General features: G+C 73.9%; 25 protein-coding genes. 9 read left to right on the top strand and 16 right to left on the bottom strand.

What is annotated here, in order from left to right:
• Positions 1-22: 22 nt before the first annotated feature.
• Positions 23-232 (bottom strand): BldC family transcriptional regulator, encoded by a 210-nt coding sequence (locus tag Q3W71_RS20080; RefSeq protein WP_007073996.1) that lies wholly within the window; start codon positions 230-232, stop codon positions 23-25.
• Positions 233-483: 251 nt separating this feature from the next.
• On the bottom strand, positions 484-1,323 hold the full coding sequence (locus tag Q3W71_RS20075; protein ID WP_302920884.1) for a hypothetical protein: 840 nt from the start codon (positions 1,321-1,323) through the stop codon (positions 484-486).
• Between the two features lie 172 nt (positions 1,324-1,495).
• Here Q3W71_RS20075 and Q3W71_RS20070 point away from each other — a divergent pair, with 172 nt between their 5' ends.
• Both Q3W71_RS20070 and Q3W71_RS20065 read left to right on the top strand, forming a co-directional pair.
• On the top strand, positions 1,496-2,578 hold the full coding sequence (locus Q3W71_RS20070) for a Glu/Leu/Phe/Val dehydrogenase (protein WP_302920883.1): 1,083 nt from the start codon (positions 1,496-1,498) through the stop codon (positions 2,576-2,578).
• A 294-nt stretch (positions 2,579-2,872) separates the two neighbouring features.
• Entirely contained in the window at positions 2,873-3,088 is a 216-nt protein-coding gene (locus tag Q3W71_RS20065; protein WP_088996883.1) for a DUF3073 domain-containing protein, read from the top strand.
• A gap of 144 nt (positions 3,089-3,232) precedes the next feature.
• Here the strand turns inward: Q3W71_RS20065 and amcA are convergent, their stop codons facing one another.
• The 5 genes from amcA to Q3W71_RS20040 form a co-directional block, all read right to left on the bottom strand.
• On the bottom strand, positions 3,233-3,469 hold the full coding sequence (amcA, locus tag Q3W71_RS20060; RefSeq protein ID WP_302920882.1) for a multiple cyclophane-containing RiPP AmcA: 237 nt from the start codon (positions 3,467-3,469) through the stop codon (positions 3,233-3,235).
• Positions 3,438-4,541 carry a cyclophane-forming radical SAM peptide maturase AmcB gene (gene amcB / locus Q3W71_RS20055; RefSeq protein WP_302921025.1) on the bottom strand — a complete coding sequence of 368 codons (1,104 nt, stop codon included), beginning with the start codon at positions 4,539-4,541 and terminating at the stop codon, positions 3,438-3,440. Before amcB ends, amcA begins: the two co-directional genes overlap by 32 nt.
• Positions 4,542-4,671: 130 nt before the next feature.
• Positions 4,672-5,826 carry a phosphoribosylformylglycinamidine cyclo-ligase gene (gene purM, locus Q3W71_RS20050; RefSeq protein WP_088996880.1) on the bottom strand — a complete coding sequence of 385 codons (1,155 nt, stop codon included), beginning with the start codon at positions 5,824-5,826 and terminating at the stop codon, positions 4,672-4,674.
• A 56-nt stretch (positions 5,827-5,882) separates the two neighbouring features.
• Positions 5,883-7,424 (bottom strand): amidophosphoribosyltransferase, encoded by a 1,542-nt coding sequence (purF, locus tag Q3W71_RS20045; protein WP_302920881.1) that lies wholly within the window; start codon positions 7,422-7,424, stop codon positions 5,883-5,885.
• A 145-nt stretch (positions 7,425-7,569) separates the two neighbouring features.
• Complete coding sequence (locus tag Q3W71_RS20040) at positions 7,570-7,944, bottom strand: sterol carrier family protein (RefSeq protein ID WP_302920880.1); 375 nt, start codon at positions 7,942-7,944, stop codon at positions 7,570-7,572.
• 102 nt (positions 7,945-8,046) lie between these two features.
• On the opposite strand from Q3W71_RS20040, the gene Q3W71_RS20035 reads away from it, so the two are divergent.
• Entirely contained in the window at positions 8,047-10,050 is a 2,004-nt protein-coding gene (locus Q3W71_RS20035; protein WP_302920879.1) for a carboxypeptidase-like regulatory domain-containing protein, read from the top strand.
• Between the two features lie 201 nt (positions 10,051-10,251).
• On the opposite strand, the gene Q3W71_RS20030 is transcribed toward Q3W71_RS20035, so the two are convergent.
• The 4 genes from Q3W71_RS20030 to purS form a co-directional block, all read right to left on the bottom strand.
• Positions 10,252-11,007, bottom strand: coding sequence for a 2-phosphosulfolactate phosphatase (locus Q3W71_RS20030; RefSeq protein ID WP_302921024.1), 756 nt, complete (start codon positions 11,005-11,007; stop codon positions 10,252-10,254).
• A 4-nt stretch (positions 11,008-11,011) separates the two neighbouring features.
• On the bottom strand, positions 11,012-13,762 hold the full coding sequence (gene purL / locus Q3W71_RS20025) for a phosphoribosylformylglycinamidine synthase subunit PurL (protein WP_302920878.1): 2,751 nt from the start codon (positions 13,760-13,762) through the stop codon (positions 11,012-11,014).
• 130 nt (positions 13,763-13,892) lie between these two features.
• Entirely contained in the window at positions 13,893-14,576 is a 684-nt protein-coding gene (gene purQ, locus Q3W71_RS20020) for a phosphoribosylformylglycinamidine synthase subunit PurQ (protein WP_302920877.1), read from the bottom strand.
• Positions 14,573-14,836, bottom strand: coding sequence for a phosphoribosylformylglycinamidine synthase subunit PurS (purS, locus tag Q3W71_RS20015; protein ID WP_302920876.1), 264 nt, complete (start codon positions 14,834-14,836; stop codon positions 14,573-14,575). The genes purQ and purS overlap by 4 nt, the downstream gene beginning before the upstream one ends.
• Positions 14,837-15,249: 413 nt before the next feature.
• Here purS and Q3W71_RS20010 point away from each other — a divergent pair, with 413 nt between their 5' ends.
• Both Q3W71_RS20010 and Q3W71_RS20005 read left to right on the top strand, forming a co-directional pair.
• Complete coding sequence (locus Q3W71_RS20010; protein ID WP_302920875.1) at positions 15,250-15,933, top strand: trypsin-like serine protease; 684 nt, start codon at positions 15,250-15,252, stop codon at positions 15,931-15,933.
• A 23-nt stretch (positions 15,934-15,956) separates the two neighbouring features.
• The gene (locus Q3W71_RS20005) at positions 15,957-16,523 is read left to right on the top strand and encodes a YbjQ family protein (protein ID WP_302920874.1); all 567 of its coding nucleotides are present in this window, start codon (positions 15,957-15,959) and stop codon (positions 16,521-16,523) included.
• Between the two features lie 126 nt (positions 16,524-16,649).
• Here the strand turns inward: Q3W71_RS20005 and purB are convergent, their stop codons facing one another.
• Both purB and Q3W71_RS19995 read right to left on the bottom strand, forming a co-directional pair.
• Positions 16,650-18,071: an adenylosuccinate lyase gene (gene purB / locus Q3W71_RS20000; RefSeq protein ID WP_302920873.1), complete on the bottom strand. Its 1,422-nt coding sequence runs from the start codon at positions 18,069-18,071 to the stop codon at positions 16,650-16,652.
• 5 nt (positions 18,072-18,076) lie between these two features.
• Entirely contained in the window at positions 18,077-19,792 is a 1,716-nt protein-coding gene (locus tag Q3W71_RS19995) for a sugar ABC transporter permease (RefSeq protein WP_302920872.1), read from the bottom strand.
• 246 nt (positions 19,793-20,038) lie between these two features.
• Between Q3W71_RS19995 and Q3W71_RS19990 the strand changes: the two genes are divergently transcribed.
• The gene (locus tag Q3W71_RS19990) at positions 20,039-20,515 is read left to right on the top strand and encodes a hypothetical protein (protein ID WP_302920871.1); all 477 of its coding nucleotides are present in this window, start codon (positions 20,039-20,041) and stop codon (positions 20,513-20,515) included.
• Between the two features lie 46 nt (positions 20,516-20,561).
• On the opposite strand, the gene Q3W71_RS19985 is transcribed toward Q3W71_RS19990, so the two are convergent.
• On the bottom strand, positions 20,562-21,854 hold the full coding sequence (locus tag Q3W71_RS19985; protein WP_302920870.1) for an acetyl-CoA C-acetyltransferase: 1,293 nt from the start codon (positions 21,852-21,854) through the stop codon (positions 20,562-20,564).
• Between the two features lie 54 nt (positions 21,855-21,908).
• Between Q3W71_RS19985 and Q3W71_RS19980 the strand changes: the two genes are divergently transcribed.
• The 3 genes from Q3W71_RS19980 to Q3W71_RS19970 are packed head-to-tail and all read left to right on the top strand — an operon-like array spanning position 21,909 to position 24,796.
• On the top strand, positions 21,909-23,267 hold the full coding sequence (locus Q3W71_RS19980; protein WP_302920869.1) for a 3-oxoacyl-ACP reductase: 1,359 nt from the start codon (positions 21,909-21,911) through the stop codon (positions 23,265-23,267).
• Between the two features lies 1 nt (position 23,268).
• Positions 23,269-24,150: a MaoC/PaaZ C-terminal domain-containing protein gene (locus Q3W71_RS19975; RefSeq protein WP_302920868.1), complete on the top strand. Its 882-nt coding sequence runs from the start codon at positions 23,269-23,271 to the stop codon at positions 24,148-24,150.
• A gap of 40 nt (positions 24,151-24,190) precedes the next feature.
• Positions 24,191-24,796, top strand: a complete 606-nt coding sequence (locus tag Q3W71_RS19970; protein ID WP_302920867.1) for a DedA family protein — start codon at positions 24,191-24,193, stop codon at positions 24,794-24,796.
• A 125-nt stretch (positions 24,797-24,921) separates the two neighbouring features.
• Here the strand turns inward: Q3W71_RS19970 and Q3W71_RS19965 are convergent, their stop codons facing one another.
• Both Q3W71_RS19965 and Q3W71_RS19960 read right to left on the bottom strand, forming a co-directional pair.
• Positions 24,922-25,563, bottom strand: a complete 642-nt coding sequence (locus Q3W71_RS19965; RefSeq protein ID WP_302920866.1) for a response regulator transcription factor — start codon at positions 25,561-25,563, stop codon at positions 24,922-24,924.
• A complete protein-coding gene (locus tag Q3W71_RS19960) occupies positions 25,560-26,774 on the bottom strand; it encodes a sensor histidine kinase (protein WP_302920865.1) in 1,215 nt (404 codons plus the stop codon). The genes Q3W71_RS19965 and Q3W71_RS19960 overlap by 4 nt, the downstream gene beginning before the upstream one ends.
• Positions 26,775-26,875 lie beyond the last annotated feature (101 nt).

Here is a 26,875-nt window from a genome sequence, read left to right as displayed (position 1 = left end):
TTCGTCTGCTGGCTCCCGGCCGTCAGTCCCCCTGGCGCTGCTGGGGGATCTGCCCCTGCAGCAGGGCCCTGACCTCCGACTCGCGGTAACGGCGGTGGCCACCGAGGGTCCGGATGGCGCTGAGCTTGCCAGCCTTGGCCCACCGGGTCACCGTCTTCGGGTCGACACGGAACATCGACGCCACCTCGGCCGGCGTGAGTAGCGGCTCTGGTTCGTGCGTTCGCGATGCCATCGGTCACTCCTCCACATGTATAGACATCGGCCGGGGTCCCGCCGGCCGACGCGTCTCCCATGGTCCGGCTAGTCCCCGATGTCCGACATGGGCCGAACGGCCGAACGTCCCTAGACGGACGGATGAACCATGCCCGATTTATGCGACTTTTACACGGCAGAAAGTACCTTATTCGGACTCATGATCACGGTTCGTGATGCGCTAGCTACGAGTCTTGCTCGCCTTGGGCGCGCTCCCTGACCGGTTGGTGATCAGTTGCACCTTTCCAGCAACTGCACCGCGCGCCACCGGGCCACCAGCTTGTCGTACGCCGCGGACGCCTCCTCGGCCTCGCCCCGGGACAGCCCGGCCAGCCCCGCCGCGACCAGTTCGGGCGAGTCGTCGGCGGCCAGCGTCTCGTCGGAGAGCAGCTCGACCAGGCCGCCGTAGTCCAGTTCGACCACCGAGCGCGGGTGGAACTCCTCCAGCCAGCGGGCGGCCTCCTCGACCGCCTCGGTGATCGGCGCCTCGCCGACCGACTTGCGCAGCACGGCCAGCGCCCGGGACGACCGCCGCCGGGCCTTGGAGATCTCCGTCCGGTAGCGCAGCGCCCGCCGCCCGGGCCGGGTGACCAGGTCCCGCTCGGCCGGCTCGAAGAGTACGAACCAGCGCAGCGGCACGCCCCAGGTGGCCACCTGCTCGTGCACCCGGGGGACGCCGTGCTCCAGCACCCGGGCGCCGCTGCGCCAGTCCTCCACCACCGCCTTGGCCTGGCCGGCCAGCACCGGCGGCACGAACGCGTCGGCGAGCACCGGAGGCACCCCGTCGCGGGCGCTCAGCGCCGCCTCGGCCACCCGGATGCGCAGGTTCCAGGGGCAGACCAGCAGCGTGTCGTCCGTCTCGAGGACGTACGCCTCGTCCGGCGGATCGGGCAGCCGGGTCCACCCGGCGCCGAGCGCCTCGATCACCGACGTCCGTTGCCGGCCCGGGCCCTCGACCGGGGCGACCGCCCGGCCCTGTTCGACGTAGCGCCGCCAGTACGACTGGCGGTCCCGGTCGAAGGCGGTCAGCGGCTCGTACACGCGCAGGTATGAAGCGAAGAGCGACGGCACGGCGCGATCCTCCCACGAATCGGGACCCGAGCGCCGTCGCGCCGCCCCCCACGTGCCTGGGGCGACCGGACGGCGTCGGCCGATACTAGGCTCAGCGGCACCGGCAGCATCCCCGCCGGCGTCCCACCAGGTCCGCGCCCCACAAGGACGCACACCGACACAGGAGCAAGCCATGGGCGTATTCGCCAGCACCGACGACCCGGGATCGACCGGTCACGAACAGGTGGTGTTCTGCCAGGACAAGCAGACCGGCCTGAAGGCGATCATCGGCATCTACTCCACCGCGCTGGGGCCCGCGCTCGGCGGCACCCGGTTCTACCCGTACGACAGCGAGGAGGCCGCCCTCGCCGACGTGCTCGACCTGTCCCGCGGGATGGCGTACAAGAACGCCCTCGCCGGACTGGACCTGGGCGGTGGCAAGGCGGTCATCTGGGGTGATCCCGAGCAGATCAAGACCGAGGCGCTGCTGCGCGCGTACGGCCGTTTCGTGGAGTCGCTGGCCGGGCGCTACTACACCGCCTGCGACGTCGGCACCTACGTCGCCGACATGGACGTGGTCGCCCGCGAGACGAGCTACGTCACCGGGCGCAGCGTGGAGCACGGCGGTGCCGGCGACTCCTCGATCCTCACCGCCTGGGGCGTGTTCCAGGGCATGCGGGCCGCCGCCGAGCACGTCTGGGGCGTCCCGACGCTGCACGGCCGGCGGGTCGGCGTGGCCGGCCTGGGCAAGGTCGGCAAGTACCTGGTCGGCCACCTGCTCGACGACGGCGCCGAGGTGGTGGCCACCGACGTCAACCCGAAGGCGCTGGAGTGGGCCCGCACCACCCACCCGCAGGTCACCCTGGTCGACGACGCCGCCATGCTGGTCGCCGCCGACATCGACGTGTACGCCCCGTGCGCGCTGGGCGGCGCGCTCAACGACGACACGGTGCCGGCGCTGCGCGCGAAGGTGGTCGCCGGTGCGGCCAACAACCAGCTCGCCCACCCGGGCATCGAGAAGCTCCTCGCCGACCGGGGCATCCTCTACGCCCCCGACTACGTGGTGAACGCCGGCGGTGTGATCCAGGTCGCCGACGAGATCGAGGGCTTCAACTTCGAGCGGGCCAAGCTGCGGGCCACCCGGATCTACGACACCACCCGGGAGATCCTCCAGCTCGCCGACGCCGAGGGCGTGCCGCCGGCGGTCGCCGCCGACCGGCTGGCCGAGCGGCGGATGGCCGAGGTCGGCCGGCTGCGCACGATCCACCTGCGCTGACCCGTCAGCCGGGGGCGGGCCGCGCCGGTTCCGCCCCCGGGCCCGGGCACCCCGTTAAGCTGGGAATCGGGTCGGTTCGTGGGGATTCGTCCGGTGTCATGGGTGCTGCCAGCACCACTCCTTACCGGGTACACTGTGTGACGACCGGACAACCGCGACGCGCAGGGCCGGTCGACGGTAACCCGAGGTGCCGAACGGTGGCATCCCCATGTACCGTAAGAGCCACGAGAGATGCCTGACGTCATCGGGGCCCGCCTTCGGGCTGCCCCGCATTCTGTGCGAGGGGGTCGAGCCATGGGGCGCGGCCGTGCTAAGGCCAAGCAGACGAAGGTGGCCCGGGAGTTGAAGTACCACTCCCCGAACACCGACCTCACCGCCTTGCAGCGCGAGTTGGCGGGTGCTGGTAAGTCTGAGCACAACTTCGACGACGACTACAAAGAGTATGTCGACGACGATGATGAGGATCACGCGGACGAGGACCCGGACACCTGGGTCCGTCCGACCCGCTGACCTCTCCGGTCGCAGCTGAGCACGCGGTAGCCTCCCGCGTGCTCACGCATGTGCCCATCGAGCGGCACCACGACCGACGATCAGGGACCTGACTGCGCCGGAGGCAACTCCGGTCGATCGGCAGGTCCCTGATCCCGGTCCGCCTCAGCGGGGCCGGTTGTTCCAGTTGTAGAACGTCGGGATGTTCTCGAAGTGGTTCCAGGCGCAGACCGCGCTGGCACCGTCGCCGCCCGCCACCTCCGCCCGTAGCCGTCGCGCGTTCTCGGCCTCCTGGAGCAGCGCGGTGAGCCCCGGGGCGGCCTCCCGCACCCGCTCGGCAACCCCGTCCGGGGCGACACCGGCCACGCGCTCAGGCTGCCGGTGACTCGTGGTCTCGGGCATGCTCCAACACTCCCTCCAGTAGGCGGATCTTGCTGTTGCGGCAGTGCTCGGTCTCCGTACCGTCAAAACGCCCCAGCTCGAAGTAGCGGTTGGCCGCGTGACCGCCACCACAGAAGCCGAAGTATGGGCAGGACGAACGGCACGCCTCGACGCCGGTCAGGAACTCACCCACCCAGGCCGTGCCGGCCGCTCCGGCCAGGATCTCGGCCAGCGGCGTGGCCAGCACGTTGCCGCTGCTGAAGTCGCCGTACCGGGCATCGGTGAAGCCGGCCAGCTCCGGCGAGAGCACGGTCACCGAGCCGTCGTGGCCGATCGTGGGGATCGGGTCCAGCCGGCGCGGCAACAGGTCGTCGGCGGTGCCGTCCAGCACCGCCGCGGCGTACCGCAGCGACCACTCGACCTCCCGCAGGTGGATCCGCGGGTCCCGGCGCCAGGCCGCCACCAGTTCCGCCCAGAAGGCGGTCACCACCCCGGCGTCGTGGGCGTTGCCGCGGGTGTTGACCCCCTCGGTCTCCTCGATGTTCACGCCGAGCACGTCGCAGCCGAGCCCGAGGAAGTAGTCGTACAGCTCGGTGGCCCGACCCGGCTCCGGGCGGCTCACCACCGCCAGCGCCGAGAAGGGCAGGCCGTGGCGGCGCAGCGCGGCCACCCCGCGCAGGATCCGGTCGTACGCCGGCCGGCCCGCCCGGGTCACCCGGTCGCCGTTGCGCTCCCGCGGCCCGTCCACGCTCACGCTCACCCGCACCCGGTGCTCGGCGAAGAACGCGCACCAGGCGTCGTCGATCAGCGTGGCGTTGGTCTGGATGTGGTGCTCGACCTGCGGCCCGAACGGCGCGAACAGCGCGGCCAGGTGCTCCCGGCCGGCCGCCAGGGGCTCGCCGCCGTGCCACACCACCGAGAACCGGCCGGCCGCGGCCCACGGGTTCACCGACGCCGCCACCGCCTCGGCCACCGGCACGGCCATCCGCCGGTCCGCCGCCCGGAATGGCAGATAGCAGTACGCGCAATCCAGGTTGCAGAGGGTGGTGGGCTGCATCACGACGTACGACGGAACGGCGGCCAGGCCGCGCATTCCGCTGAACGACTGTCCCCGAGCAGCCATCGCCCTCCTCCGCTGTGCCTGAGGGTGCCCTTCAGGCTAGGCGGCCATGGCCACTCGGGTGAAGCCCTGATCAGGTGCCCGTACGATCACCAGAGCGTGATCATCCGCGGGTGTGGTGACCGATCATCTGCACGTTGCCGGAACCCTCGATGATCTCGCCGGCCTGCCACGCGTCGACGCCCCGGCCGGTCAGCGTGGCCAGCGCGCGGTCGGCGTCCTCCGCCGACACGATGGCGAACATGCCCACGCCCATGTTGAAGGTCGCCTCCATCTCCGGGTCCTCGATCCGGCCCTTGGCCTGGATCAGGTCGAAGATCGGCTGCGGCTTCCAGGTCGAGCGGTTGACCACGGCGTCGACGTGCTCCGGCAGGACCCGGACCAGGTTGCCCGGGATGCCGCCGCCGGTGACGTGGGCCAGCGCCCGCACCTCGGCCTCGGCGATCAGCTTGAGGCAGTCCTGCGCGTAGATCTTGGTCGGGGTGAGCAGCTCCTCGCCGAGCGTCCGCTGCCGGCCGAAGTCCTCGATCACCACGTCCAGCCGCATCCGGCCGGCCCCGAGCAGCACGTGCCGCACCAGGGAGTAGCCGTTGGAGTGCAGGCCGGAGGAGCGCATCGCGATGACCACGTCGCCCACCTCGACCCGCTCCGGGCTGAGGATCTCGCTCTCCTCCACCACGCCGACGCCGGTGGCGGAGATGTCGTACTCGTCCGGCCGGAGCACGCCCGGGTGCTCGGCGGTCTCGCCGCCCAGCAGCGCGCAGCCGGCGTACCGGCAGCCGTCGGCGATGCCCGCGCCGATCTCGGCGACCTTGTCCGGCACGACTTCGCCGGTGGCGATGTAGTCGAGCAGGAAGAGCGGCTCCGCGCCGCACGCCACCAGGTCGTCGACGACCATCGCGACCAGGTCGATGCCGACCGTGTCGTGGATGTCCATCTGCTGGGCGATCACCAGCTTGGTGCCCACGCCGTCGGTGGACGAGGCCAGGATCGGGTTCTTGTACTTCTTGGTGTCCAGCCGGAACAGGCCGGCGAAGCCACCCAGGTCGCCCAGCACCTCGGGCCGCCGGGTCTGACGCACCTTGGACTTCAGCAGCTCGACCGCGCGGTCGCCCGCCTCGATCGACACGCCGGCGTCCGCGTAGGAGACCGACCGTTTGCGCGCCTGGCGGCCGGCGCCGGCCGTCCACGGCTGGCGCTCGCCGCCGGCGCCGGTCGGGCTGCTTCCTGCGCCGCTGCGCTCGGACACGTGCGTCACGGTTCTCCCCTTTGTGGTTCTCGGCGCCCTGGCGGTGGCCGGGGCCCCGGGTGGTGCTACGGGCGGTGTGCGGTCGCGCCGCCCGGAGTGGCGACGAGTGGCGGGGTGCTGTTGTCCAGGGCGTCCGGGGTCGTGTTCGCGACCCGACGGCCCACCCCTTCGAGCACGTGCTTGCCGATCAGGTTGCCGGCCGGCAGCTCGATCGGGTACTCCCCGTCGAAGCAGGCGCGGCAGAGCCGGGTCTTCGGCTGTTCGGTGGCGGCGATCAGCCCGGGCAGCGACACGTAGCCGAGCGTGTCGGCGCCGATCGAGCGGCGGACGCCCTCGGTGTCGAGGCCGTTGGCCAGCAGCTCGGCGCGGGTGGCGAAGTCGATGCCGTAGAAGCACGGCCACTTGACCGGCGGCGAGGAGATGCGCACGTGCACCTCCAGCGCGCCGGCCTCGCGCAGCATCCGGACGATCGCCCGCTGGGTGTTGCCGCGCACGATCGAGTCGTCGACCACGACCAGCCGCTTGCCGCGGACGTTCTGCCGCAGCGGGTTGAGCTTGAGCCGGATGCCGAGCTGGCGCAGGGTCTGCGACGGCTGGATGAAGGTCCGCCCGACGTACGGGTTCTTCATCAGGCCGGCGCCGTAGGTGATGCCGGACTCCTCGGCGTAGCCGATCGCCGCCGGGGTGCCCGACTCCGGCACCGGGATCACCAGGTCGGCCTCGACCGGGTGCTCCTTGGCCAGTTGGCGGCCGATCTGCACCCGGGCGGCGTGCACGTTGCGACCGGCGATGGTGGCGTCCGGGCGGGCGATGTAGACGTACTCGAAGAGGCAGCCCTTGGGCTCCGGGACGGCGAACCGGGTGGACCGCAGCCCGTCCTCGTCGATCGCGATCAGCTCGCCGGGCTCCACCTCACGCACCACGCTGGCGCCGACGATGTCCAGCGCCGCGGTCTCGCTGGCCACCACCCAGCCGCGCTCCAAGCGGCCGAGCACCAGCGGGCGTACGCCGTGCGCGTCGCGGGCCGCGTAGAGCGTCGACTCGTCCATGAAGACGAAGCTGAACGCACCGCGCAGCTGCGGCAGCACCTCCAGCGCGGCCGCCTCGACGGAGAGGTCGGGGCGGCTGGCCAGCAGCATGGTCACCAGCGAGGTGTCGTTGGTCGAGCCGTCCGCGACCAGGCCCCGCTCGGCCACCTCGCGCTGGAGCTCGGCGGTGTTGACCAGGTTGCCGTTGTGGGCCAGCGCGATGGTCGTGCCGGAACTGGTGGACCGGATGGTCGGCTGGGCGTTCTCCCAGGTCGAGCCGCCGGTGGTGGAGTAGCGGGCGTGCCCGATCGCGACGTGCCCGCGCAGGCTGGCCAGGGTCGGCTCGTCGAAGACCTGGGCGACCAGGCCGAGATCCTTGTAGACCACCACGCCGGAGCCGTCGCTGACCGCGATGCCGGCCGCCTCCTGACCGCGGTGCTGGAGCGCGTAGAGCCCGAAGTAAGTGAGGTTGGCGACCTCCTCCCCGGGCGCCCAGACGCCGAAGACGCCGCACGCGTCCTGCGGGCCGGGTCGTTGGGGGTCAAGGTCGTGGCTCAGCCGGCCGTCGCCTCGGGGCACCTGCCGCTCCCTCATGCTGATCTGGACTGGCCTGGCGGATCACGGGGGCGACCCACACGTCTCGGCCGGGACCTTCGTCGTCGCCTGACAGTGTACGCGAATCGGTGTCGATACAGAAAGTCACGAAACCGCTCCGGTCCGTTACCTAGATCGCTTCGCCGTCCGCGTGCAACGGCAGAAATTCGGAAAGATCTGCCCGGATCCCACTCACCGACACGCGACCCTCCGTAACCGCCCGCGCCCAGGTGAGCCGGCCCGTCGCCAGCTCCAGCCAGGTGCGGGGATCCATCTCCACCACGTTCGGTGGGGTGCCACGGGTGTGTCGGGGACCGGAAATGCACTGAACTGCACCGTAAGGTGGGACACGCACCTCCACCGATCGGCCGGGGGCGCGGTCCGCGAGGGCGGTCAACAGGGCACGGACCGCCTCTCGGAGGACCGGTCGTTCGGGGGTACGCCCCTCGTCGAGCGCCGACAACGCCGCCGTCACCGCGGCGGACTTAATGTGCGGAGAGGACACCACGGGACGATACGACTCGCCCGGAGCCGGCCGGACGCTGGCCCTGGGTCGCGCCGATCCGGTCAGACAAGGCATAGTTGCCGACGGCGTATTCGTACCGTGATGATCCCCGGCCCGGCGCCCGCCGGTCCAGGGAAGTCAGCCCGGAAGGCGGTGGACGTGTCAACACACCGACGAGCCTGGAAGCAGCGGGCCGGTGTGGTCGTGGCGCTGGTCGTCGGCGCCCTGCTCGCCGTCCCCGCCACACCCGCTCAGGCCGCGCGCATCACCAAGTCTGGCAACTCGGTCACCATCGACGCCGGCCGCAGCGGCAGCGTGGAGGTCGAGGTCTCCGGGGAGATCGGTGAGGACTCCGCCAGGATCAGTGTCACCGGCCTGCCGAGCGGCGTGCAGTGCACCGGGGGTTGCGGAGACGTCAACTTCGACGGCGTACCGCCGAAGGCCACGGTCACCCTCACCTTGACGGCGAGCGCGAACGCCCCGGCGGCGAACGGCACCCGGGCGACCATCCGGGTCGAGGGCAACGGGACCGACTCGGCTTCGCTCAGCGTCACCGTCAAGGCGGCGGCCCCGCCCGAGGTGCAGACCGTCCGGTCGGTTTCCGGCAAGGTGGTCAAGCAGGCCGACGGCACCGCGGTGCCGAACGCCGTCGTGATGCTCCAGGACGGCAACGGCAAGCGCACCGAGACGATCAGCGACGACAGCGGCAACTTCCGGTTCACCGGCACCAGCGACAAGCCGATCGCCCCGGGCCGGCTGGCCCTCGGCGCGAGCTTCGACAACATCGTCGCCACCAAGAGCTTCACCGCCAACGCCGGGCAGAGCATCACCAACCAACGGCTGTCCCTGGCGATCAAGGTCGAGGTGACGCCGAGCGCCACCCCGTCGGCCACCGCCGAGGCGCTGCCCACGGAGGAGGCCACCGACGAGACCGCCGAGGAGACGCCGGAGGCGACGGCGGGCGCGGCGAACAACGCCAGCAACTCCGACGGCGGCGGCATGGGCTCGTACCTGATCATCCTGCTCGGCGGCCTGCTGGTCGCGGCGGGTGTCGGCACCATCGTGCTGCTCTGGATGAAGCGCCGGGAGAACACCGACGACGCCGACGGGGACGCCCCGGTGGGTGCCGCCGCCGGCGCCGGCGCCGTCCCGGCCGCGCGGGGCGGCTACCGGGGCGTGGACGACCAGACCCGGGTGGTCAACGGGGTCGGGGCCGGACCGGACCGGACAATGGTTGCCGGCGGCGGCTCGCTCGCCGACGCGCCGACGATGATGCACCGGCCGGTGGTCGACGACGTGCCGCCGGACCCGTACGGGGCCCCGCCGCAGCCGTACGGCGCCGCGAGCCCGCAGTCGGGCTGGGCGGGCGCCGGCTACGGCGACGAGCCGGGCGGCCCGGGTGGCTACGGCGGCGGTTACGGCAACGCGCCCTCGTCCGGCGGTGGCTACGGCAACGCCCCGTCCTCCGGCGGCGGTTACGGCAACGCCCCCTCGTCCGGCGGTGGCTACGGCAACGCCCCCTCCTCGGGTGGCGGCTACGGCAGCCGGGACTACGGCGCGCCGGCCGGTGGCGCGGCGGGCTACCAGCCCAACGGCGGCGGCTACGGCGACCGGTACGACGAGCCGACCGGCCGGTACACCGGCGACGCCACCCAGTACCCGGCGCCCGCCGACCCGTACGCGACCGGCACCTACCAGCCCGACCAGGGCGGCTACGGCCCGTCCGACCCGGCCCCGTACGGCCGGGGCGGCGAGCCGACCGGCGGCTACGACCAGGGCGGCTACGGCCAGTCCGACCCGGCTCCCTACGGCCGGGGCGGCGAGCCGACCGGCGGCTACGACCAGGGCGGCTACGGCCAGCAGGGCGGCTACCGCCAGGAGCCGCCGACCCAGCGTGGCGGCTACGACGGCGGCTACGACCAGGGCGGCTACGGTCAGCAGGGCGGTTACGGCCAGGAGCCGCCGACCCAGCGCGGTGGCTACGACGGCGGCTACGACCAGGGCGGCGGCTACTACGGCGACCAGCCGCAGGGCGGGCGTGGCCGGCCGGACGGCCCGCCGCCGCAGGACCGGGGCGGTCGCCGGCTGGACTGGCTGGACGACTGACCGCCCGGGCCACCGCGGCCCGCAAGGAACACGAAAAAGGCCGCCCGGTCGACCGGGCGGCCTTTTCGGTTCGCGCTGTCGCCGTGGAGCGCCCCAGCGGTCTGGGGGCAGAGCGCGGAGGGAGTGCGCCGCAGGGATGCGCCGCCAACGCGGCTGGGCCGCGCCGAGCGCGCGGCCGGAGGTCGGCGCGCCGGGACGCGGTCAGGCGGCGGAGAAGACGCCGTGGCGGAGCACCGGCACCACGTCCGACACCCCGACCTGTACCGCGATCTCGACGTCCTGGGCGAAGCCGCCCTCGACCAGTTCCCGGCCCGAGACGCAGCCCCGGACGGCGGCCGGCACGTCCGGGGTGCTGGCCAGCGCGGCGAGCGCCATGGCCGCCTCCACGGAGAGCCCGCCCGGCACGTTCGACACGGCGTCGAGCACGCAGGCCGCGCCGAGCTGGTCCTCCACCGAGGGTCGCAGCGACCCGTCCGGCCAGCGTTCGCCGGCGGCGACCACCCCCACCGGCGCGTCCGTCGAGCCGTACCCCTGTCGCTGGAGCCAGCGCCCGACGGCGCGGGCGTTGCGCAGGCAGGCCGCGACCACCGGCAGGCCGGTGGCGCTGGCCGCGGCGCTGATCGCCGAACCGTTCGGCGAGGGCAGCACCAGGTCGGCGACGACCGGGGCGGTGCTCAGCGCCGCCGGGGAGAGCGACCACGGCTGCTCGGCCGTGGTCTTCCGGCGACCCACGGCGGCGACCGCACCGACCCGGCGCGCGTACTCGGCGGCCTGCTCGCCCCACGGGAACGGGTGCACCCGCATGCCGCGGCCGACCGCCACCTCGACGGCGGTGGTGAACGAGAGCACGTCCACCACCACCAGCACCGCGCAGACCCGGCCGAGCTCGGCCGCCCCGCTCAGGCCCCAGTCGAACCGGGCGCCCGAGCCGGGCTGCGCGTAGACCGCCGCGGCCAACGCCTCAGCGCTGATCGGGCTCGGCGGGCTGCTCGTCGGCACCGGAGTCCGACCGGGTCGCCTCGGCGGCGGGCTCGGCCGGCTCGTCGGCGGCCTCGACCGGACCCGCCGTGGCCTCGGGCGCACCGGGCGCGTCGGCGGCGGTGTCGGCGCCCGGGGCGACCGGCTCCGCCGCGCCGGCCCGCGGGATCGGCCCGGCCGACGCGATCGGCTCGGACTCGACGCTCGCCGGGTCCACCGGCGCGACCTCGGCGGCCGGCTCGCTGACCGGCAGCGGCACCGCCTCGACGGCACCGGCCACGCCGGTCGCCGGCGCGGGCACCTCGGCCACCTCGGCGCCGGAGAAGAGGCGCGGCAGGGTGGCGGTGTGCGCGGCGCGCAGCTCGTCCAGGCCGATCCGGAACTGCCCGTGCACCTCCAGCGCACCGCCGGTCGGGTCGGTGACGCCGATCAGCTCGAATGGCACCCCGCGCTCGGCGCAGAGGGCGGTGAACGCCTTCTCGTGGCCGCGCGGCACCGAGACCAGCACCCGCCCGGCGGACTCGCTGAACAGGTAGACGAACGGCATCGAGCCGCCGGCGAACCGCTCCGGCACCGCGATCCGGGCGCCGACCCCGCGCCGCAGGCAGGACTCGACCAGGCTCTGCGCCAGACCGCCGTCGGAGAGGTCGTGCGCCGAGCTGAGGTGCCCGACCCGGGCGGCCTCCGCGAGCAGTTCGCCCAGCGCCCGCTCGTGGGCCAGGTCGACCTGCGGCGGTACGCCGCCGAGGTGCTCGTGGGTGACCCACGCCCACTCCGAGCCGGAGAGCTCCACGTGCGTCTCGCCGAGCAGGAAGAGCTGGTCGTGGTCGCCGTTCGGCCGGGGCACGAAGCCCATCGGCACCCGGTTGGCCACGTCGTCGAGCACGCCCAGCACGCCGACCACCGGGGTCGGGTGGATGGCCGCGGCACCGGTCTGGTTGTAGAAGCTGACGTTGCCGCCGGTGACCGGGATGCCCAGCTCGGCGCAGCCGTCGGCCAGGCCGCGGACGGCCTCGGCGAACTGCCACATCACGCCCGGGTCCTCCGGCGAGCCGAAGTTCAGGCAGTTGGTGACGGCGATCGGCTTCGCGCCGGTGACCACCACGTTCCGGTACGCCTCGGCGAGCGCCAGCTTGGTGCCGTGGTACGGGTCGAGCCGGGCGTACCGGCCGTTGCCGTCCACCGACAGCGCCACCCCGAGCCCGGTCCGCTCGTCGATCCGGATCACGCCGGAGTCCTCCGGCTGGGCCAGCACGGTGTTGCCCAGCACGTACCGGTCGTACTGCTCGGTGACCCAGGTCTTGTCGGCCAGGTTCGGCGACGCGATCATGCGCAGCACGGTCTCGCGCAGCGCCTCCGGGGCGGCCGGCCGGGGCAGCGTCTCGGCCCGGTCGGCCTGGAGCAGGATCAGGTCGGCCGGCTCGCGCATCGGGCGGGCGTAGACCGGGCCGTCGTCGACCAGCGAGCCCGGCGGGACGTCGACCACCAGGTGATCCCGCCAGGTGATCACCAGCCGGCCCGGCTGGCCGTCCGGCGCGGGCGGGGTGACCTCGCCGATGGCGGTCGCCCAGACGCCCCACTTCTCGGCGGTCTTGAGCACCGCGTCGAGCTTCTCCGGCTCGACGACCAGCAGCATCCGCTCCTGCGACTCGCTGGCCAGGATCTCGTGCGGCTCCATCGAGGGCTCGCGCAGCGGCACCCGCTCCAGCCAGACCCGCATGCCGGTGCCGGCCGCCGCGGCGGTCTCGGTGAGCGCGCAGGTCAGCCCGGCGCCGCCGAGGTCCTGGATGCCGACCACCAGCTCGGCGTCGTACAGCTCCAGGCACGCCTCGATCAGCAGCTTCTCCATGAACGGGTCGCCGACCTGGACGGACGGGCGCCGCTCCTCGCTGCCCTCGTCGAAGGTGGCGCTGGCCAGCACGGAGACGCCGCCGATGCCGTCCCGGCCGGTCTTGGCGCCCATCAGCACCACGACGTTGCCCGGCCCGGCGGCGGCCTTGTTCTGCAGCCGGTTGACCGGCAGCACGCCCAGGCAGAGCGCGTTGACCAGCGGGTTGCCCTGGTAGCACGGGTCGAAGACGACCTCGCCGCCGATGTTCGGCAGGCCCAGGCAGTTGCCGTAGCCGCCGACGCCGGCCACCACGCCGGGGAGCACCCGGGCGGTGTCCGGGTGGTCGGCGGCGCCGAAGCGCAGCGGGTCCATCACCGCGACCGGGCGGGCGCCCATGGCGAGGATGTCCCGGACGATGCCGCCGACGCCGGTGGCCGCGCCCTGGTAGGGCTCGACGAAGCTCGGGTGGTTGTGCGACTCGACCTTGAAGGTCACCGCCAGCTCGTCGGAGACCCGCACCACGCCGGCGTTCTCGCCGATGCCGGCGAGCAGCCGGTCGCTCGGCGGGGCCTTCTCGCCGAACTGGCGCAGGTGCACCTTGCTGGACTTGTAGGAGCAGTGCTCGCTCCACATGATCGAGTACATGGCCAGCTCGGCCTGGGTGGGCCGGCGGCCGAGGATGTGCCGGATCCGGTCGTACTCGTCGTCACGGAGCCCGAGCTCGGCGTACGGCTGGAGCTCGCCCGGGGTGCCACCGGCGCGCGGCACGGTGTCCACGTCCTCGGCCCAGCCGGCGGGCGCCGGCCCGGTGGCCGGCGCGGCCGGCGGCACGTCGGCGGCCGCGCGCGGCTGTGCCGGGGCGACCTCGGGGGTCTCCCGTACCGGGTCCGGATGGGTGGTCATGACCTCTCCTCGCTGCGCTCGTGGCCGCCCCGCGGGCGGGTGAGCCGACCGATGATCCCGCCGCGACCGGTCACCGCCCCGCTCGTCGTCCGCGACTGCGGGGCTCGCGGACCCGGCTCGCTCCTCGCGCTCACGCCGGCGCCCCCACCAGGTGCTTGAGGACCGAGGTGAAGAAGCCGAGACCGTCCAGGGAGGGGCCGGTCAGCTCCTCCACCGCGTGCTCGGGGTGCGGCATGATGCCGACGACGTTGCCGGCGGAGTTGGTGATCGCCGCGATGTCGCGCTGCGACCCGTTGGGGTTGCCGCCGATGTACCGGGCGACCACCCGGCCCTCGCCCTCGAGCTGGTCCAGCGTCGCGGGGTCGGCGACGTAGCAGCCCTCGCCGTTCTTGACCGGGATCAGCACCTCCTGGCCGGGCTGGAACGCGTTGGTCCAGGCGGTGCCGGCCGACTCGATCCGCAGGAACTGGTCGCGGTTGCGGAAGTGCAGGTGCTGGTTTCGGGTCAGCGCGCCGGGCAGCAGGTGGGCCTCGCAGAGGATCTGGAAGCCGTTGCAGATGCCGAGCACCGGCAGGCCGCCCCGGGCCGCGTCCACGATCGTCTCCATCACCGGGGCGAACCGGGCGATGGCGCCGCAGCGCAGGTAGTCACCGTAGGAGAAGCCGCCGGGCAGCACGACCGCGTCCACCCCGTGCAGCGCCGGGTCGCCGTGCCAGAGGCGGACCGGCTCGGCGCCGGCGATCCGGACGGCCCGGGCCGCGTCCCCGTCGTCGAGCGAGCCGGGGAACGTCACCACACCGACCCGCGCGGTCACGAGCGGGCGTCCGCGGTCTCGTCGGCCTCGACCAGGCGGACGGTGTAGTCCTCGATGACCGGGTTGGCGAGCAGCTTGTCGGCGATCTCCCGGGCCCGGTCCAGGTCCGGTTCACCGGTGAACTCGATCTCGATCCGCCTGCCGATCCGGACCGAGGCGACGTCGCTGACGCCGAGCCGGGGCAGCGCGTTTGCGACGGCCTGGCCCTGCGGATCGAGGATCTCGGGCTTGAGCATGACGTCGACGACGACGCGAGGCACTGGGCACTCCTGACTGTGTACGCAGTTGGGTGCCGACCCACAACGGGCGAGCGCAGCCAGCCTACCTGGCAGATCCGGCCCCGACCGCACCGGCCGGACGCGGGTCAGGCAGTGATCGACGTAATCGAGGGCGGCCCGGTGAGCCCCGATGCCGAGTCGTTGCGATCCCGATGCGTGTTCGTTGCCGCGCGCGGCGTTTCGCCCGGTTCGACCGGTCCGCCGCCGGGGCCCGGACCAGCCCCCGGAAGGACATCGGCGAATTTCGATGAAACTCTTGTGAACGACATCTCAGCGCTCTACGGTACATCGTCGGACGTCGATGATTGTCCCCGGCCGCCGGGCCACCCCCGCCCGCCGGCCGGCAGGCCGGACCCGGCGAACCCGGGTCCATCCCCGCAGAAGGAGCCCCCGCAATGCGCATCCGATCCCTGGTCGCGGTCCTCGCCACCACCGCGGCCACCCTGCTCGGTGCCAGTTCCGGCGCCGTCGCCGCCCCGGCCGGCCCGGACCCGATCATCGGCGGCGGCACCGTCTCGTCCGCCCCGTGGGCGGCCGCGGTGTTCAGCAACGGCTCGTTCACCTGCTCCGGCACGATCATCGCCCCGCAGTGGGTGCTCACCGCCCGGCACTGCCTCGGCGGCTCGATGTCGGTCCGGGTGGGCAGCGTCTACCGCTCCTCCGGCGGCGTCACCCGCACCGTGAGCGCCACCTACAGCCGCTACGACCTGGCCCTGATGCGGCTGTCCAGCTCGGTGAGCACCTCGTACGTCACGCTGGCCAGCAGCAACCCGCCGATCGGCTCGACCAACTCGATCTACGGCTGGGGCATGACCTGCTACAGCGGCTGCTCCGCGTCCAGCCAGCTGAAGACCGCCAGCGTCCAGGTGACCAGCAACAGCGCCACCGACGCGTACGGCGGCCAGGCGATCCGGAGCACCCGGATCAACGGCAACGCGTGGCGGGGCGACTCGGGCGGCCCACAGTTCTACAACGGCCGCCAGGTCGGGGTCGCCTCGACCGCCGACGGCCAGAGCATCCAGAACTACGGCAGTGTCGCGTACAACCGGGCCTGGATCACCTCGGTGGCCGGTGTCTGACGGTTAGCGCCCCGGCGGCGCGGATGGCCGGCGACGTGCCGGCCGTCCGCGCCGCGCCGTTTTGCAGCATCCGATTAGGTGAACAACCCTCACGATGGGGTGCCGGGTCCCCTGACAGCATCGGAAACGTGCTGGTCGTGACGACGGAGCAACTACCCGGGTACGAGATCCGCCAGATTCTCGGCGAAGTGGTGTCATCGATGGCCAGGACGCGGAACCCGTACCGCGAGGGGGTCAAGAACCTGCGCGGTGGCGCGTACGACCCGATGGCGCCGGACAACCTCACCCGGTGGCGTACCGACTCGGTGGCCCGGCTCGGCGAGGAGGCCCGCCGGCTCGGCGCGAACGCCGTGGTGGGGATGCGGTTCGACAGCCGCGACTGCGGCGAGATGTGGATGGAGATCTGCGCGTACGGCACGGCGGTGATCGTGGTGCCCAAGGTGCCCGACGTCATGCCGCCCGACCAGCCGCTGGTCGCCGCGGAGACCGCGCACGAGGGCGAGATCGCCGCGGCCCCCGGCGGCATCGCCGAGCCCGCCAGCGCCCCCAACCTCCGCACCGCCGCCGAAACCCCCACCCGCGACACCTAACCCGCCCCACCGCCCCTCCCGCGCCGTCCCGTTGATCATGAGGTTGGCGGCGGTTTCGGAGATCGACTTCGCCGCTAACTTCATGATCAACAGGGCGGCCCCCCGGGGGGTGGGGGTGGGGTGGGGTCAGAGGATGGGGGGTGGGGTGTAGGTGGTGGCGGTGGGGTGGGTGGCGGCGACGGCGGCTACGCGGCGGGCTACCGACTCGACCTGGGCGGGGGCGGCGCCGACGAAGGCGGTGCGGTCGGCGACCAGGGCGTCGATCTCGGCGCGGGACAGCCCGAGGCGGCCGTCGGCGGCGAGGCGGTCGAAGAGGTCGTTCTCGGCGGCGCCCTTCTCCCGCATGTTCAGCGCCACGGCGACGGCGTGCTCCTTGATCGCCTCGTGCGCCGCCTCGCGCCCGACGCCGCGCCGGACCGCGGCCACCAGGATCTTGGTGGTGGCCAGGAACGGCAGGAACCGCTCCAGCTCCCGGTTGATCACCGCCGGGTACGCCCCGAACTCGTCCAGCACGGTGAGGAAGGTCTGGAACAGCCCGTCGGCGGCGAAGAACGCGTCCGGCAGGGCCACCCGGCGGACCACCGAGCAGGAGACGTCCCCCTCGTTCCACTGGTCGCCGGCCAGCTCGCCGACCATCGACAGGTAGCCCCGGATGATCACCGCGAACCCGTTGACCCGCTCGCTGGAGCGGGTGTTCATCTTGTGCGGCATGGCGCTGGAGCCGACCTGGCCCGGCTTGAAGCCCTCGGTCGCCAGCTCCTGGCCGACCATCAGCCGGATCGTGGTGGCCAGCGACGACGGCGCGGCGGCGATCTGGGCCAGCGCGGAGAGCACCGCCAGGTCGATCGAGCGCGGGTAGACCTGGCCGACGCTGTCCAGCACCCGGGTGAAGCCGAGGTGCCCGGCCACCCGGCGCTCCAGCTCGGCCACCTTGTCGGCGTCGCCGTCGAAGAGGTCGAGCTGGTCGGCGGCGGTGCCCACCGGGCCCTTGATGCCGCGCAGCGGGTACCAGTCGATCAGGTCGTCCAGCCGCTCGTACGCGATCAGCAGCTCCTCGGCGGCCGACGCGAAGCGCTTGCCCAGCGTGGTCGCCTGCGCCGCGACGTTGTGCGAACGCCCGGTCATCACCAGGTCGGAGTGCTCGACGGCGAGCCGGGCCAGCCGGGCCAGGGTGGCCACCACCCGGTCCCGGATCAGCTCCAGCGAGCGGCGCACCTGGAGCTGCTCGACGTTCTCGGTGAGGTCCCGGGAGGTCATCCCCTTGTGCACGTGCTCGTGCCCGGCGAGCGCGCTGAACTCCTCGATCCGGGCCTTCACGTCGTGCCGGGTGACCCGCTCGCGCTCGGCGATCGAGGCCAGGTCGACCTGGTCGAGCACCCGCTCGTACGCCTCGACCACCCCGTCCGGCACCGGCACCCCGAGGTCGCGCTGCGCCCGGAGCACGGCGAGCCAGAGCCGCCGCTCCATCCGCACCTTCTCCTCCGGCGACCAGAGGGCGACCAGTTCGGGCGAGGCGTACCGGTTGGCGAGCACGTTCGGGATCGTCACGTACCTCAGTCTTTCACGTCGGCGGACCCGGCCCGGCCGCGCGTCGACCCACCGGTGACGACGAGGCGGTCCAGGTAGCCCAGCTGCAACGCCAGGAACGCGGCCAGCAGGAGCAGCAGCATCGGCAGCGGCAGCACCTGGGCGCCGAACCCCCGCATCGCCTCCGGATCGCCGAACGACTGCGCGAGCCGCATGAGGACGAGGTTCGCCGCCGGCGCGTGCTGGACGTCCCGGACGACCAGCTGCGGCCAGAGCCAGCTCTGCGCGCTGACCAGCCAGCTCAGCAGCCCGGCCCCGGCCAGCAACGGCAGGGCGGGGAGCAGCATCGTCGAGGCGAACCCGCCGCCGGCCGCCCAGCGTTCCCGCTGACCCTTGAAGAACAGGGTGAACACCACGAGCGCGGGGATCGACAGCCAGCCCGGCGGGATCAGCCCGACGAAGGTGTCGAGCTGGTCGGCCTCCTGAGCCCGGATGAAGTGCGCGAGGGCCAGCGGGCCGTCGCCGACGAAGAGCCAGGGCGCGAAGGGCAGCAGGAGCAGCTCGCTGGCCCGGCCCAGCGGGCGCAGGCCGCCGATCGCGAAGCCGGCCAGCGCGGCGAGGCCCACCCCGACCACCGCCGAGATCAGCGGCGGGAGCCAGGTGTTGACCTGGATCCGGCCGGTGGAGACGCCGGCGGGCAGCGGCGGCGCGTCGGCGGTGAGCGCCCCCAGCCACGGTGCCAACACGTACGCCAGCAGGCCGAGGAAGGCCACCAGCCCCACGGCCAGCGCACCGAGCGCGACCGGGTTCCGTCCGGCGGGCGCCGCGCCCCCCGGACGGTCCCGCCAACCGGTGAAGGCGATCCGGGTGCGGGTCACCAGGAGCAGGACGACGGCGAGGACGCCGAGCACGGCCAACAGCGCCAGCAGCAGCACGCTGCCCGCGGCGCCGACGCCGAAGTCGAGGCGGCTCAGGCTCTCCCGCACGATCCGCACCATCGGGCCGGTCCGCTCGTCGCGGCCGCTGCCGAGCACGGGCCACTGGAGGGACCAGGACTGCACGGCCACCGCGACGACTGTCAACCCGAGCACGCCGCCGACGGCGAGGGCCGCCGGAACGGAACGGCCGCCGCCGGCGCGGCGGCGCAGCACGGCCAGGAAGGCGGTGGCGCCGACCGCCACCACCAGCCCGGCCACCAGCAGCCCCGCGGTGCGTACGGCGGTCAGCGTGGGGGCCTGCGTCCAGGCGTCCCGGTCGGTGTCGAACCGGTCGAGGGTCCACGCCAGCCCGACGGCGAGCGGGGCGTAGGTGGCCAGCGGCAGGGCCAGCAGCCCTCGGGTCACCAGGCGCGGCACCCGGCCGGCCCGTTCCGCGGCGAGCGCGAGCAGCGGGGCGACGAGCAGCGCGAGCAGCAGCGGCACCAGCGCGAGCAGCAGCGCGTGGCCCAGATCGCCGAGGAAGCCGCGCTCGATCACCTGGGCGTAGTTGTCGCCGCCGGCCGGCTCGCTCCGGCCGCCCGGGAACCGCCCCCGCCGGAAGCTCTCCACCAGCGTGCTGACCGACGGGAGCACGTACGACCAGAGCAGGGCGACGGCCGCCGGTACGAGCAGTACCAGGGCGATGACGATCTGGGCGCCGCGGCCGATGCCGACGCCCCCGGTCGACGGGGGGCCGGCCGGGGCCGGGAAGGGTGGCGTGGGGTGGACCCGGGGATCGGGCGCGGACGTCGGGGTGGCTGACACAGGGCTGTCCTCCGGTCGACTGGGAAGCCGTCCCAGGCTAGGCCACCGGGGCGGACCGCGTGTCGAGGTATCGGTCCACACCCGAGCGACGGACGTCACAACCGGTAGATGACCTTGTGCGCACCGACGGCGTCCGTCTAGACAGGACGGACGATCCGGCGGAGCCACAGTCGGGTAGGACCACTGGTTCTCCGGCCCTGCCCGGCGGGGTTGGCCCGCGAACCAGGACGACGAAGGGTGGGACGGGTGAACCGGAAGATCAAGGCTGGTGCGGCGGCGCTGACGACGGTGCTGGCGACGGGCGGGGCGCTGGTCGTCGGCGCCGCGCCGGCAAGCGCGGCCGTGGCCTGCAAGAGCAACAGCAAGGAGTTCCCGACCGACTGGTACAACGCGGACGTGACGGTCAAGCTGTGCGTCCGGTCGGAGAACGGCGGTCACTTCGCCGACGGCTACGTGAGCTGGAACGAGGCCGGCAGCAACAAGTTCGACAGGTTCACGGTCGAGGTCCGCCTCGAACGCAACGACGCCGACAAGGCGGTGGAAACCTGCTCGATGACGGCGTCCATCAACTCGCTGTACCAGGGTGACGACTTCTGCGGCCGGGGCAGCTTCGCCACCGGGTCCGGCGGCTGGACCGCCGACGGCAAGGTCATCTACAACATCAACAACGACGGCAAGGGCGACTTCGTCTGGTCCCTGACCGGTTCCCCGGCGATCAACTGACCGGTGCGGCTGCCCCGGCCGGTCGATCGCCGGGGCAGCCGTGCGCTCAGCGCTCCAGGATGGCGGTCACGCCCTGGCCGCCGGCCGCGCAGATCGAGATCAGGCCCCGGCCGCTGCCGGCCTCGGCGAGCAGCTTGGCCAGGGTGGCCACGATCCGGCCGCCGGTGGCCGCGAACGGGTGCCCGGCGGCCAGCGACGAGCCGTTGACGTTGAGCTTCTCCCGGTCGATCGCGCCGAGCGGGGCGTCCAGGCCGAGCCGGTCCTTGCAGAACTCCGGCGACTCCCAGGCGGCCAGGGTGGCCAGCACCTGCGAGGCGAACGCCTCGTGGATCTCGTAGTAGTCGAAGTCCTGGAGGGTGAGCCCGGCCCGGGCCAGCATCCGCGGCACCGCGTACGCGGGGGCCATCAGCAGCCCCTCGTCGCCGTGCACGAAGTCCACCGCCGCCGTCTCCGGCCAGCTGAACCAGGCCAGCACCGGCAGGCTGTGCGCGCGGGCCCACTCCTCGGAGGCGAGCAGCACGGTGGACGCCCCGTCGGTCAGCGGGGAGGAGTTGCCGGCGGTCATGGTGGCCCGCTCGGCGTCCGGGCCCTTGGCGCCGAAGACCGGCTTCAGCGAGCCGAGCTTCTCCAGGCTGGTGTCGGGACGCAGGTTCTGGTCCCGGGTCAGCCCGAGGTAGGGCGTCATCAGGTCGTCGAAGAAACCCCGGTCGTAGGCGGCGGCGAGCCGCTGGTGCGAGCGGAGCGCCAGCTCGTCCTGGGACTGCCGGTCGATGTTCCAGCGCAGCGCGGTGCGGGCCGCGTGCTCACCCATGGACAGCCCGGTACGCGGCTCGGCGTTGCGCGGGATCTCCGGCTTGAACGGCTGCGACGGGCGCAGCTTCGCGGCGAGCCGCAGCCGCTCGCCCAGGGTGCGGGCGCTGTTCAGCTTGATCAGGGTGCGGCGCAGCTCCTCGTTGACCGCCAGCGGCGCGTCCGAGGTGGTGTCGACCCCGCCGGCGATGCCGACGTCGATCTGCCCGAGGGCGATCTTGTTGGCGACCAGGATGGCCGCCTCCAGCCCGGTGCCGCACGCCTGCTGGATGTCGTACGCGGGGGTGTGCGGGTCGAGCCGGGAACCGAGCACCACCTCGCGGGTCAGGTTGAAGTCCCGGGAGTGCTTGAGCACCGCGCCGGCGACCACCTCGCCGACCCGCTGGCCGGCCAGGCCGTAGCGGGCCACCAGGCCGTCGAGCGCCGCGCCGAGCATGTCCGCGTTGGACGCGCTCGCGTAGCGGGAGTTGGAGCGGGCGAAGGGGATGCGGTTGCCACCGATGACCGCTACCCGCCGGATGTTCTGCACGATCCGCCTCCTGGAAAGTCTTGCCCGAACCCTACTCGTCAGTAGGCTACGCCTATGACCGACAGGTACGCGAGCTTCGTCCAATCGGGGGCCGGCCGCGCGCTGGTCAAGCGCCTCGGGCTGCCCGACCCGCCACGACTGCGCCGGCACACCCCCGGCGACCCCCTCCTGCCCGGGCCGGCCCTGCTCGGCGCGGCCACCGGCGGCCGCCTCGCCGAGCCGGTCGGCAAGATCCTCACCGCCGCCGGGGTCGAGGTGCGCGATCCCGCCGCCGACACCGACGCCGCCGCCCGCTTCGGCGCCCTGGTGTACGACGCCACCGGGATCACCGACTCGACCGGGCTGCGGCAGCTCTACGACTTCTTCCACCCGCGGGCCCGTTCGGTGCTGCCCAGCGGCCGGGTGATCGTGCTCGGCACCCCACCCGCCGAGTGCGGCACGCCCCGGGAGGCGACCGCCCAGCGGGCCCTGGAAGGGCTGACCCGCAGCATCGGCAAGGAGTTCGGCCGGGGCGTCACCGCCCAACTGGTGTACGTCACCACTGGCGACGACCCGGGCACCCTCACCAGCCTGGAGTCGACGCTCCGGTTCCTGCTCTCCGGCCGGTCCGCGTACGTCTCGGGGCAGGTCGTCCGGGTCGGCGCCGGGCGGGCGGAGCCGCCGGCGGACTGGGACCGCCCGCTGGACGGCCAGGTGGTGCTGGTCACCGGGGCGGCCCGGGGCATCGGCGCCGCGCTGGCCCGGGTGCTGGCCCGGGACGGCGCCCGGGTGGTGGCGCTGGACATCCCGGCCGCCGGGGACGAGCTGGCCGCGGTGGCGAACGAGATCGGCGGCAGCGCCGTGCAGCTCGACCTGACCGCCCCGGACGCCCCGGCCCGGCTCGCCGACCACCTGGCCGCCCGGCACGGCCGGGTCGACGTGGTGGTGCACAACGCCGGCATCACCCGGGACAAGACCCTCGGCCGGATGGACGCCGACCGCTGGGACTCGGTCATCGACGTCAACCTCTCCAGCCAGGAGCGGATCAACGACGTGCTGCTGGAGCGGGAGCTGATCCCGGCCGGCGGCCGGCTGGTCTCCGTCTCCTCCATCGCCGGCATCGCCGGCAACCGGGGCCAGACCAACTACGCCACCAGCAAGGCCGGCGTGATCGGGCTGGTCGACTCGCTCGCCCCGGCGCTGCGCGACCGGCAGATCAGCGTCAACGCGGTCGCCCCCGGGTTCATCGAGACCCGGCTGACCGCCCGGATCCCGCTGGTGATCCGGGAGGCGGGCCGGCGGATGAACAGCATGTCCCAGGGCGGCCTGCCGGTCGACGTGGCGGAGACCATCGGCTGGCTGGCCTGGCCGGCCTCCGGCGCGCTCAGCGGCAACGTGGTCCGGGTCTGCGGCCAGAGCCTGCTGGGGGCCTGAGATGGCGAGCACCGAGGACCGTCCCGCCGCCGCCCGGGCCCGGGCCGAGCTGCCCGTGCTGCCCGCGGCCGGCGCGCTCTACCGGCGCGCCCTGCTCGGCGCGCTGCCCGGCGTCGGCGGCCGGCGCGGCGCCACCGTGCCCGCCGTCGAGCTGGCCGTCACCGGCGTCGCCGTCGACCGGGCCCACCTGGCCGACTACGACCGGGTCTGCGGGTTCCGGCTGGCCGACCGGCTGCCACCGACGTACCCGCACGTGCTCGGCTTCCCGCTGGCGCTGCGGCTGATGACCGCGCCGGACTTCCCGATCGCGCTGACCGGCGTGGTGCACGTGGCCAACCGGATCACCGTGCACCGCCCGCTCACCGCCGACGAGACGCTCGACTTCACCACGTACGCGGAGAACCTGCGCCCGCACGACCGGGGCCGCCAGCTGGACGTGGTCCTGGTCGCCTCAGTGGACGGGGCGGAGGTGTGGCGGGGCGTCTCGACGTACCTCGCCAAGGAGCGCCGCGCCGGCGGCGGCGAGCGGCGCGACCGGGGCGAGCGGCCGGCGCCGCCGCCCGCCGTCGCGCGCTGGCGGGTCGAGCCCCGGGTGGGTACCGACTACGCGCGGGTCTCCGGCGACCACAACCCGATCCACACCTCCCGGCTGGGGGCCCGGCTGTTCGGCTTCCCCCGCCCGATCGCGCACGGGATGTGGAGCAAGGCCCGCTGTCTGGCCGCGCTGGAGAGCCGGCTGCCGGACGCCTTCACCGTCGACGTGGCGTTCAAGCTGCCCGTGCCGCTGCCCGGCACTGTCGCCTTCAGCGCCGCCCCGGCCCGGGAGTTCGCCCTGCACGACGCGCGTACCGGCCGCCCCCACCTGATCGGCACGATCCGCTGACTCCGCCCCCGGGCGGCCGGTACCCGGCCAGCATGGGGGCATGGAAGCCGTGCTCGACCTGCTCCGGGAGACGGTCGCCTCACCGTGGGTGTACCTGGTGCTCTTCGGGGTCACCGCGGTCGACGCGTTCTTCCCGGCGGTGCCGGGCGAGGCGGCGGTGATCACCGCCGCCGTCCTCTCCGCCGGCGGGCACCCCGACCTGGCGTGGGTGATCGTGGCGGCCTTCCTCGGCGCGCTCACCGGCGACCACGTCTCGTACGCCATCGGAAGGGGAGCGCGGCCGCTGGCCCGGTTCCGCCGGGACGGCCGGCGGCGGCCCGGCTCGGAGTGGGCCCGGCGCGCGGTCGAGCAGCGCGGCGGCCTGATCCTGACCACCTCCCGGTACGTCCCCGGCGGGCGGACCGCGGTGACCCTGACCATGGGCGCGGTGCGCTACTCCCGCCGGTCGTTCCTGCTCTTCGACGCGATCGGGGCGTTCACCTGGGCCGTCTACTGCGCGCTGCTCGGCTACTTCGGCGGGCTGGCCTTCGAACGCGACCCGGTCCGCGGCGTGCTGGTCGGGGTGGGCCTCTCGGTGGTCGTCACCCTGCTGCTGGAGGCGGTCCGGCGGCTGCGCCACCGCCGCCGCCCGGCCGCCCCGCCCTGACCACGGCGCCCGCGCCGGCGTCACTCCCGCCCACGCGCCGGCCGGCGGCGCTCCCGGCCCGGCCACCCTCCGTACCGCTGACCGTGCCTCGCCCGGCTTCCCGGCCCGCGCCCGGGTCGGCGGGTTCAGGACAGGTCGGCGTCGTGCACCAGGATCGCCAACTGCACCCGGTTGTCCGCGCCGAGCTTGGCCAGGGCGCGGCTGACGTGCGCCTTGACGGTGGCCTCGCTCATGCCCAGCCGGCGGGCGATACCGGCGTTGGCGTGCCCCCGGGCCACCTCCCGGACGATCTCCAGCTCCCGCGCGGTGAGCTCGCCGAGCCGCTGTCGGGCGGCCTCCCGCCGGTCCGGGCCCCGCTCGGCGAAGGACTCGATCAGCCGCCGGGTCACCGTCGGCGCCAGCATCGCGTTCCCGGCCGCCACGGTCCGCACCGCCGCGGCGAGGTCCCGGGGCGGGGTGTCCTTGAGCAGGAAACCGACCGCACCGGCGCGCAGCGCGCGGTGCACGTACTCGTCCCGGTCGAAGGTGGTCAGCATGATCACCTTCGCGCCGCCGGCGACGATCCGCGGCGCGGCGGCCAGCCCGTCGGTGCCGGGCATCCGCACGTCCAGCAGCACCACGTCGGGGCGGAGCCGGCGGGCCTCGGCCAGCGCCTCGGCGCCGTCGGCCGCCTCGCCGACCACGGTGATCTCCGGCGCCGCCTCCAGGATCAGCCGCAGCCCGGAGCGGACCAACTGCTCGTCGTCGGCGACCAGGACCCGGATCACCGCTCCTCCTCCACCGGGATCAGCGCCCGGACCAGGAAGCCGCCGTCGCGCGGGCCGGCCTCCAGCCGTCCGCCCAGCAGTTCCACCCGTTCCCGCAGGCCGACCAGGCCGAGCCCGGCGCCGGGCAGGCCGGCGCCCGCGGTGGACGGGCCGTTGCGGACACTGACCTCGATCCCGCCGCTCTGGTGGTGCAGTCGGACGGTCACCGCCGCGTCGGCCGCGTGCTTGCGGACGTTGGTCAGCGCCTCCTGGACGACCCGGTACACCGTCCGCCCCACCGTCGCCGGCACCGCCGCCGGCCTCCCCTCGTCCCGGCGCTCCACCCGCAGCCCGGCGGCCCGGGACTCGCGGACCAGCTCGTCCACCCCGGCAAGCCCCGGCAGCGGGGCGGTGTCCGACCCACCGGGCACCGCAGGACCACCCGGAGCCGGCTCGGCCGGGGCGGGGCTGCTCCCACCGCCGGCCTGCCGGAGCACGCCGAGCACCTCGCGCAGGTCGGTGAGGGCCTGCCGGCCGGTGGACCGGATCAGCGCGGCGGCCTCGACGGTCGCCGGGTCGGCGGCGGTCACCTCCAGGGCGCCGGCCCGCACCACCATCAGCGACACCCGGTGCGCCACCACGTCGTGCATCTCCCGGGCGATCCGGGCCCGCTCCTCCGCCCGGGCCCGCTCCGCCCGGGCCTCCTGCTCCCGCTCCAGCCGCGCGGCCCGGTCCCGCAACGCGGCTAGAGTGTCCCGGCGCGCCCGGATCCAGAGCCCGACCACCAGCGGGAAGACCACCAGCCAGGCCGCCATCGCGACGGCGTTGCCCGGGGTGGCGGTGGTCAGCCGGCGCTCGCCACCCACCGCCTGGCCGACCAGCACACCCAGCGTGAGCACCACCGCGGCGCCGGCCAGGAAGCCGCCGAGCCGCCGCCGGCCGCGCAGCCGCAGGCCGGCCTGCCAGGAGGCGGCGACCCCGGCGGGCCAGGCGGCCAGCAGCAGCCAGGCGACGGCCGCCGCGGCGAAGAGCGGCCACCGCCGCCGGTGCACGATCCCGGCGGCCCAGCCGGCGGCGACGGCGACGGCGAGCACCAGCGCCCCGGGCAGCGGGGAACGGACGCCGAGCGCCCCGGTCGCCGAGTACCAGATCCCGCCGCCGACGAGCAGGGCGAGCCCGAGCGGCAGGTGCCGCTCGACGGTCCGCCGGAGCGCGGCGACGTTGGAGGTCACGCTCCGAGGGTAGGCGCTGCCCGGCCGCCCGCCCGAGCGCCGGCGGCGTACCCCGAGCCCGCCGGCCCGCCGCCCCTGAGGCCGCTCGGGGGCGGACGCTA

The organism is Micromonospora sp. C28SCA-DRY-2 (genome assembly GCF_030519475.1).
In the GTDB taxonomy this organism is placed as follows: domain Bacteria; phylum Actinomycetota; class Actinomycetes; order Mycobacteriales; family Micromonosporaceae; genus Micromonospora.
This window is presented reverse-complemented; position numbering and strand designations above follow the sequence as displayed.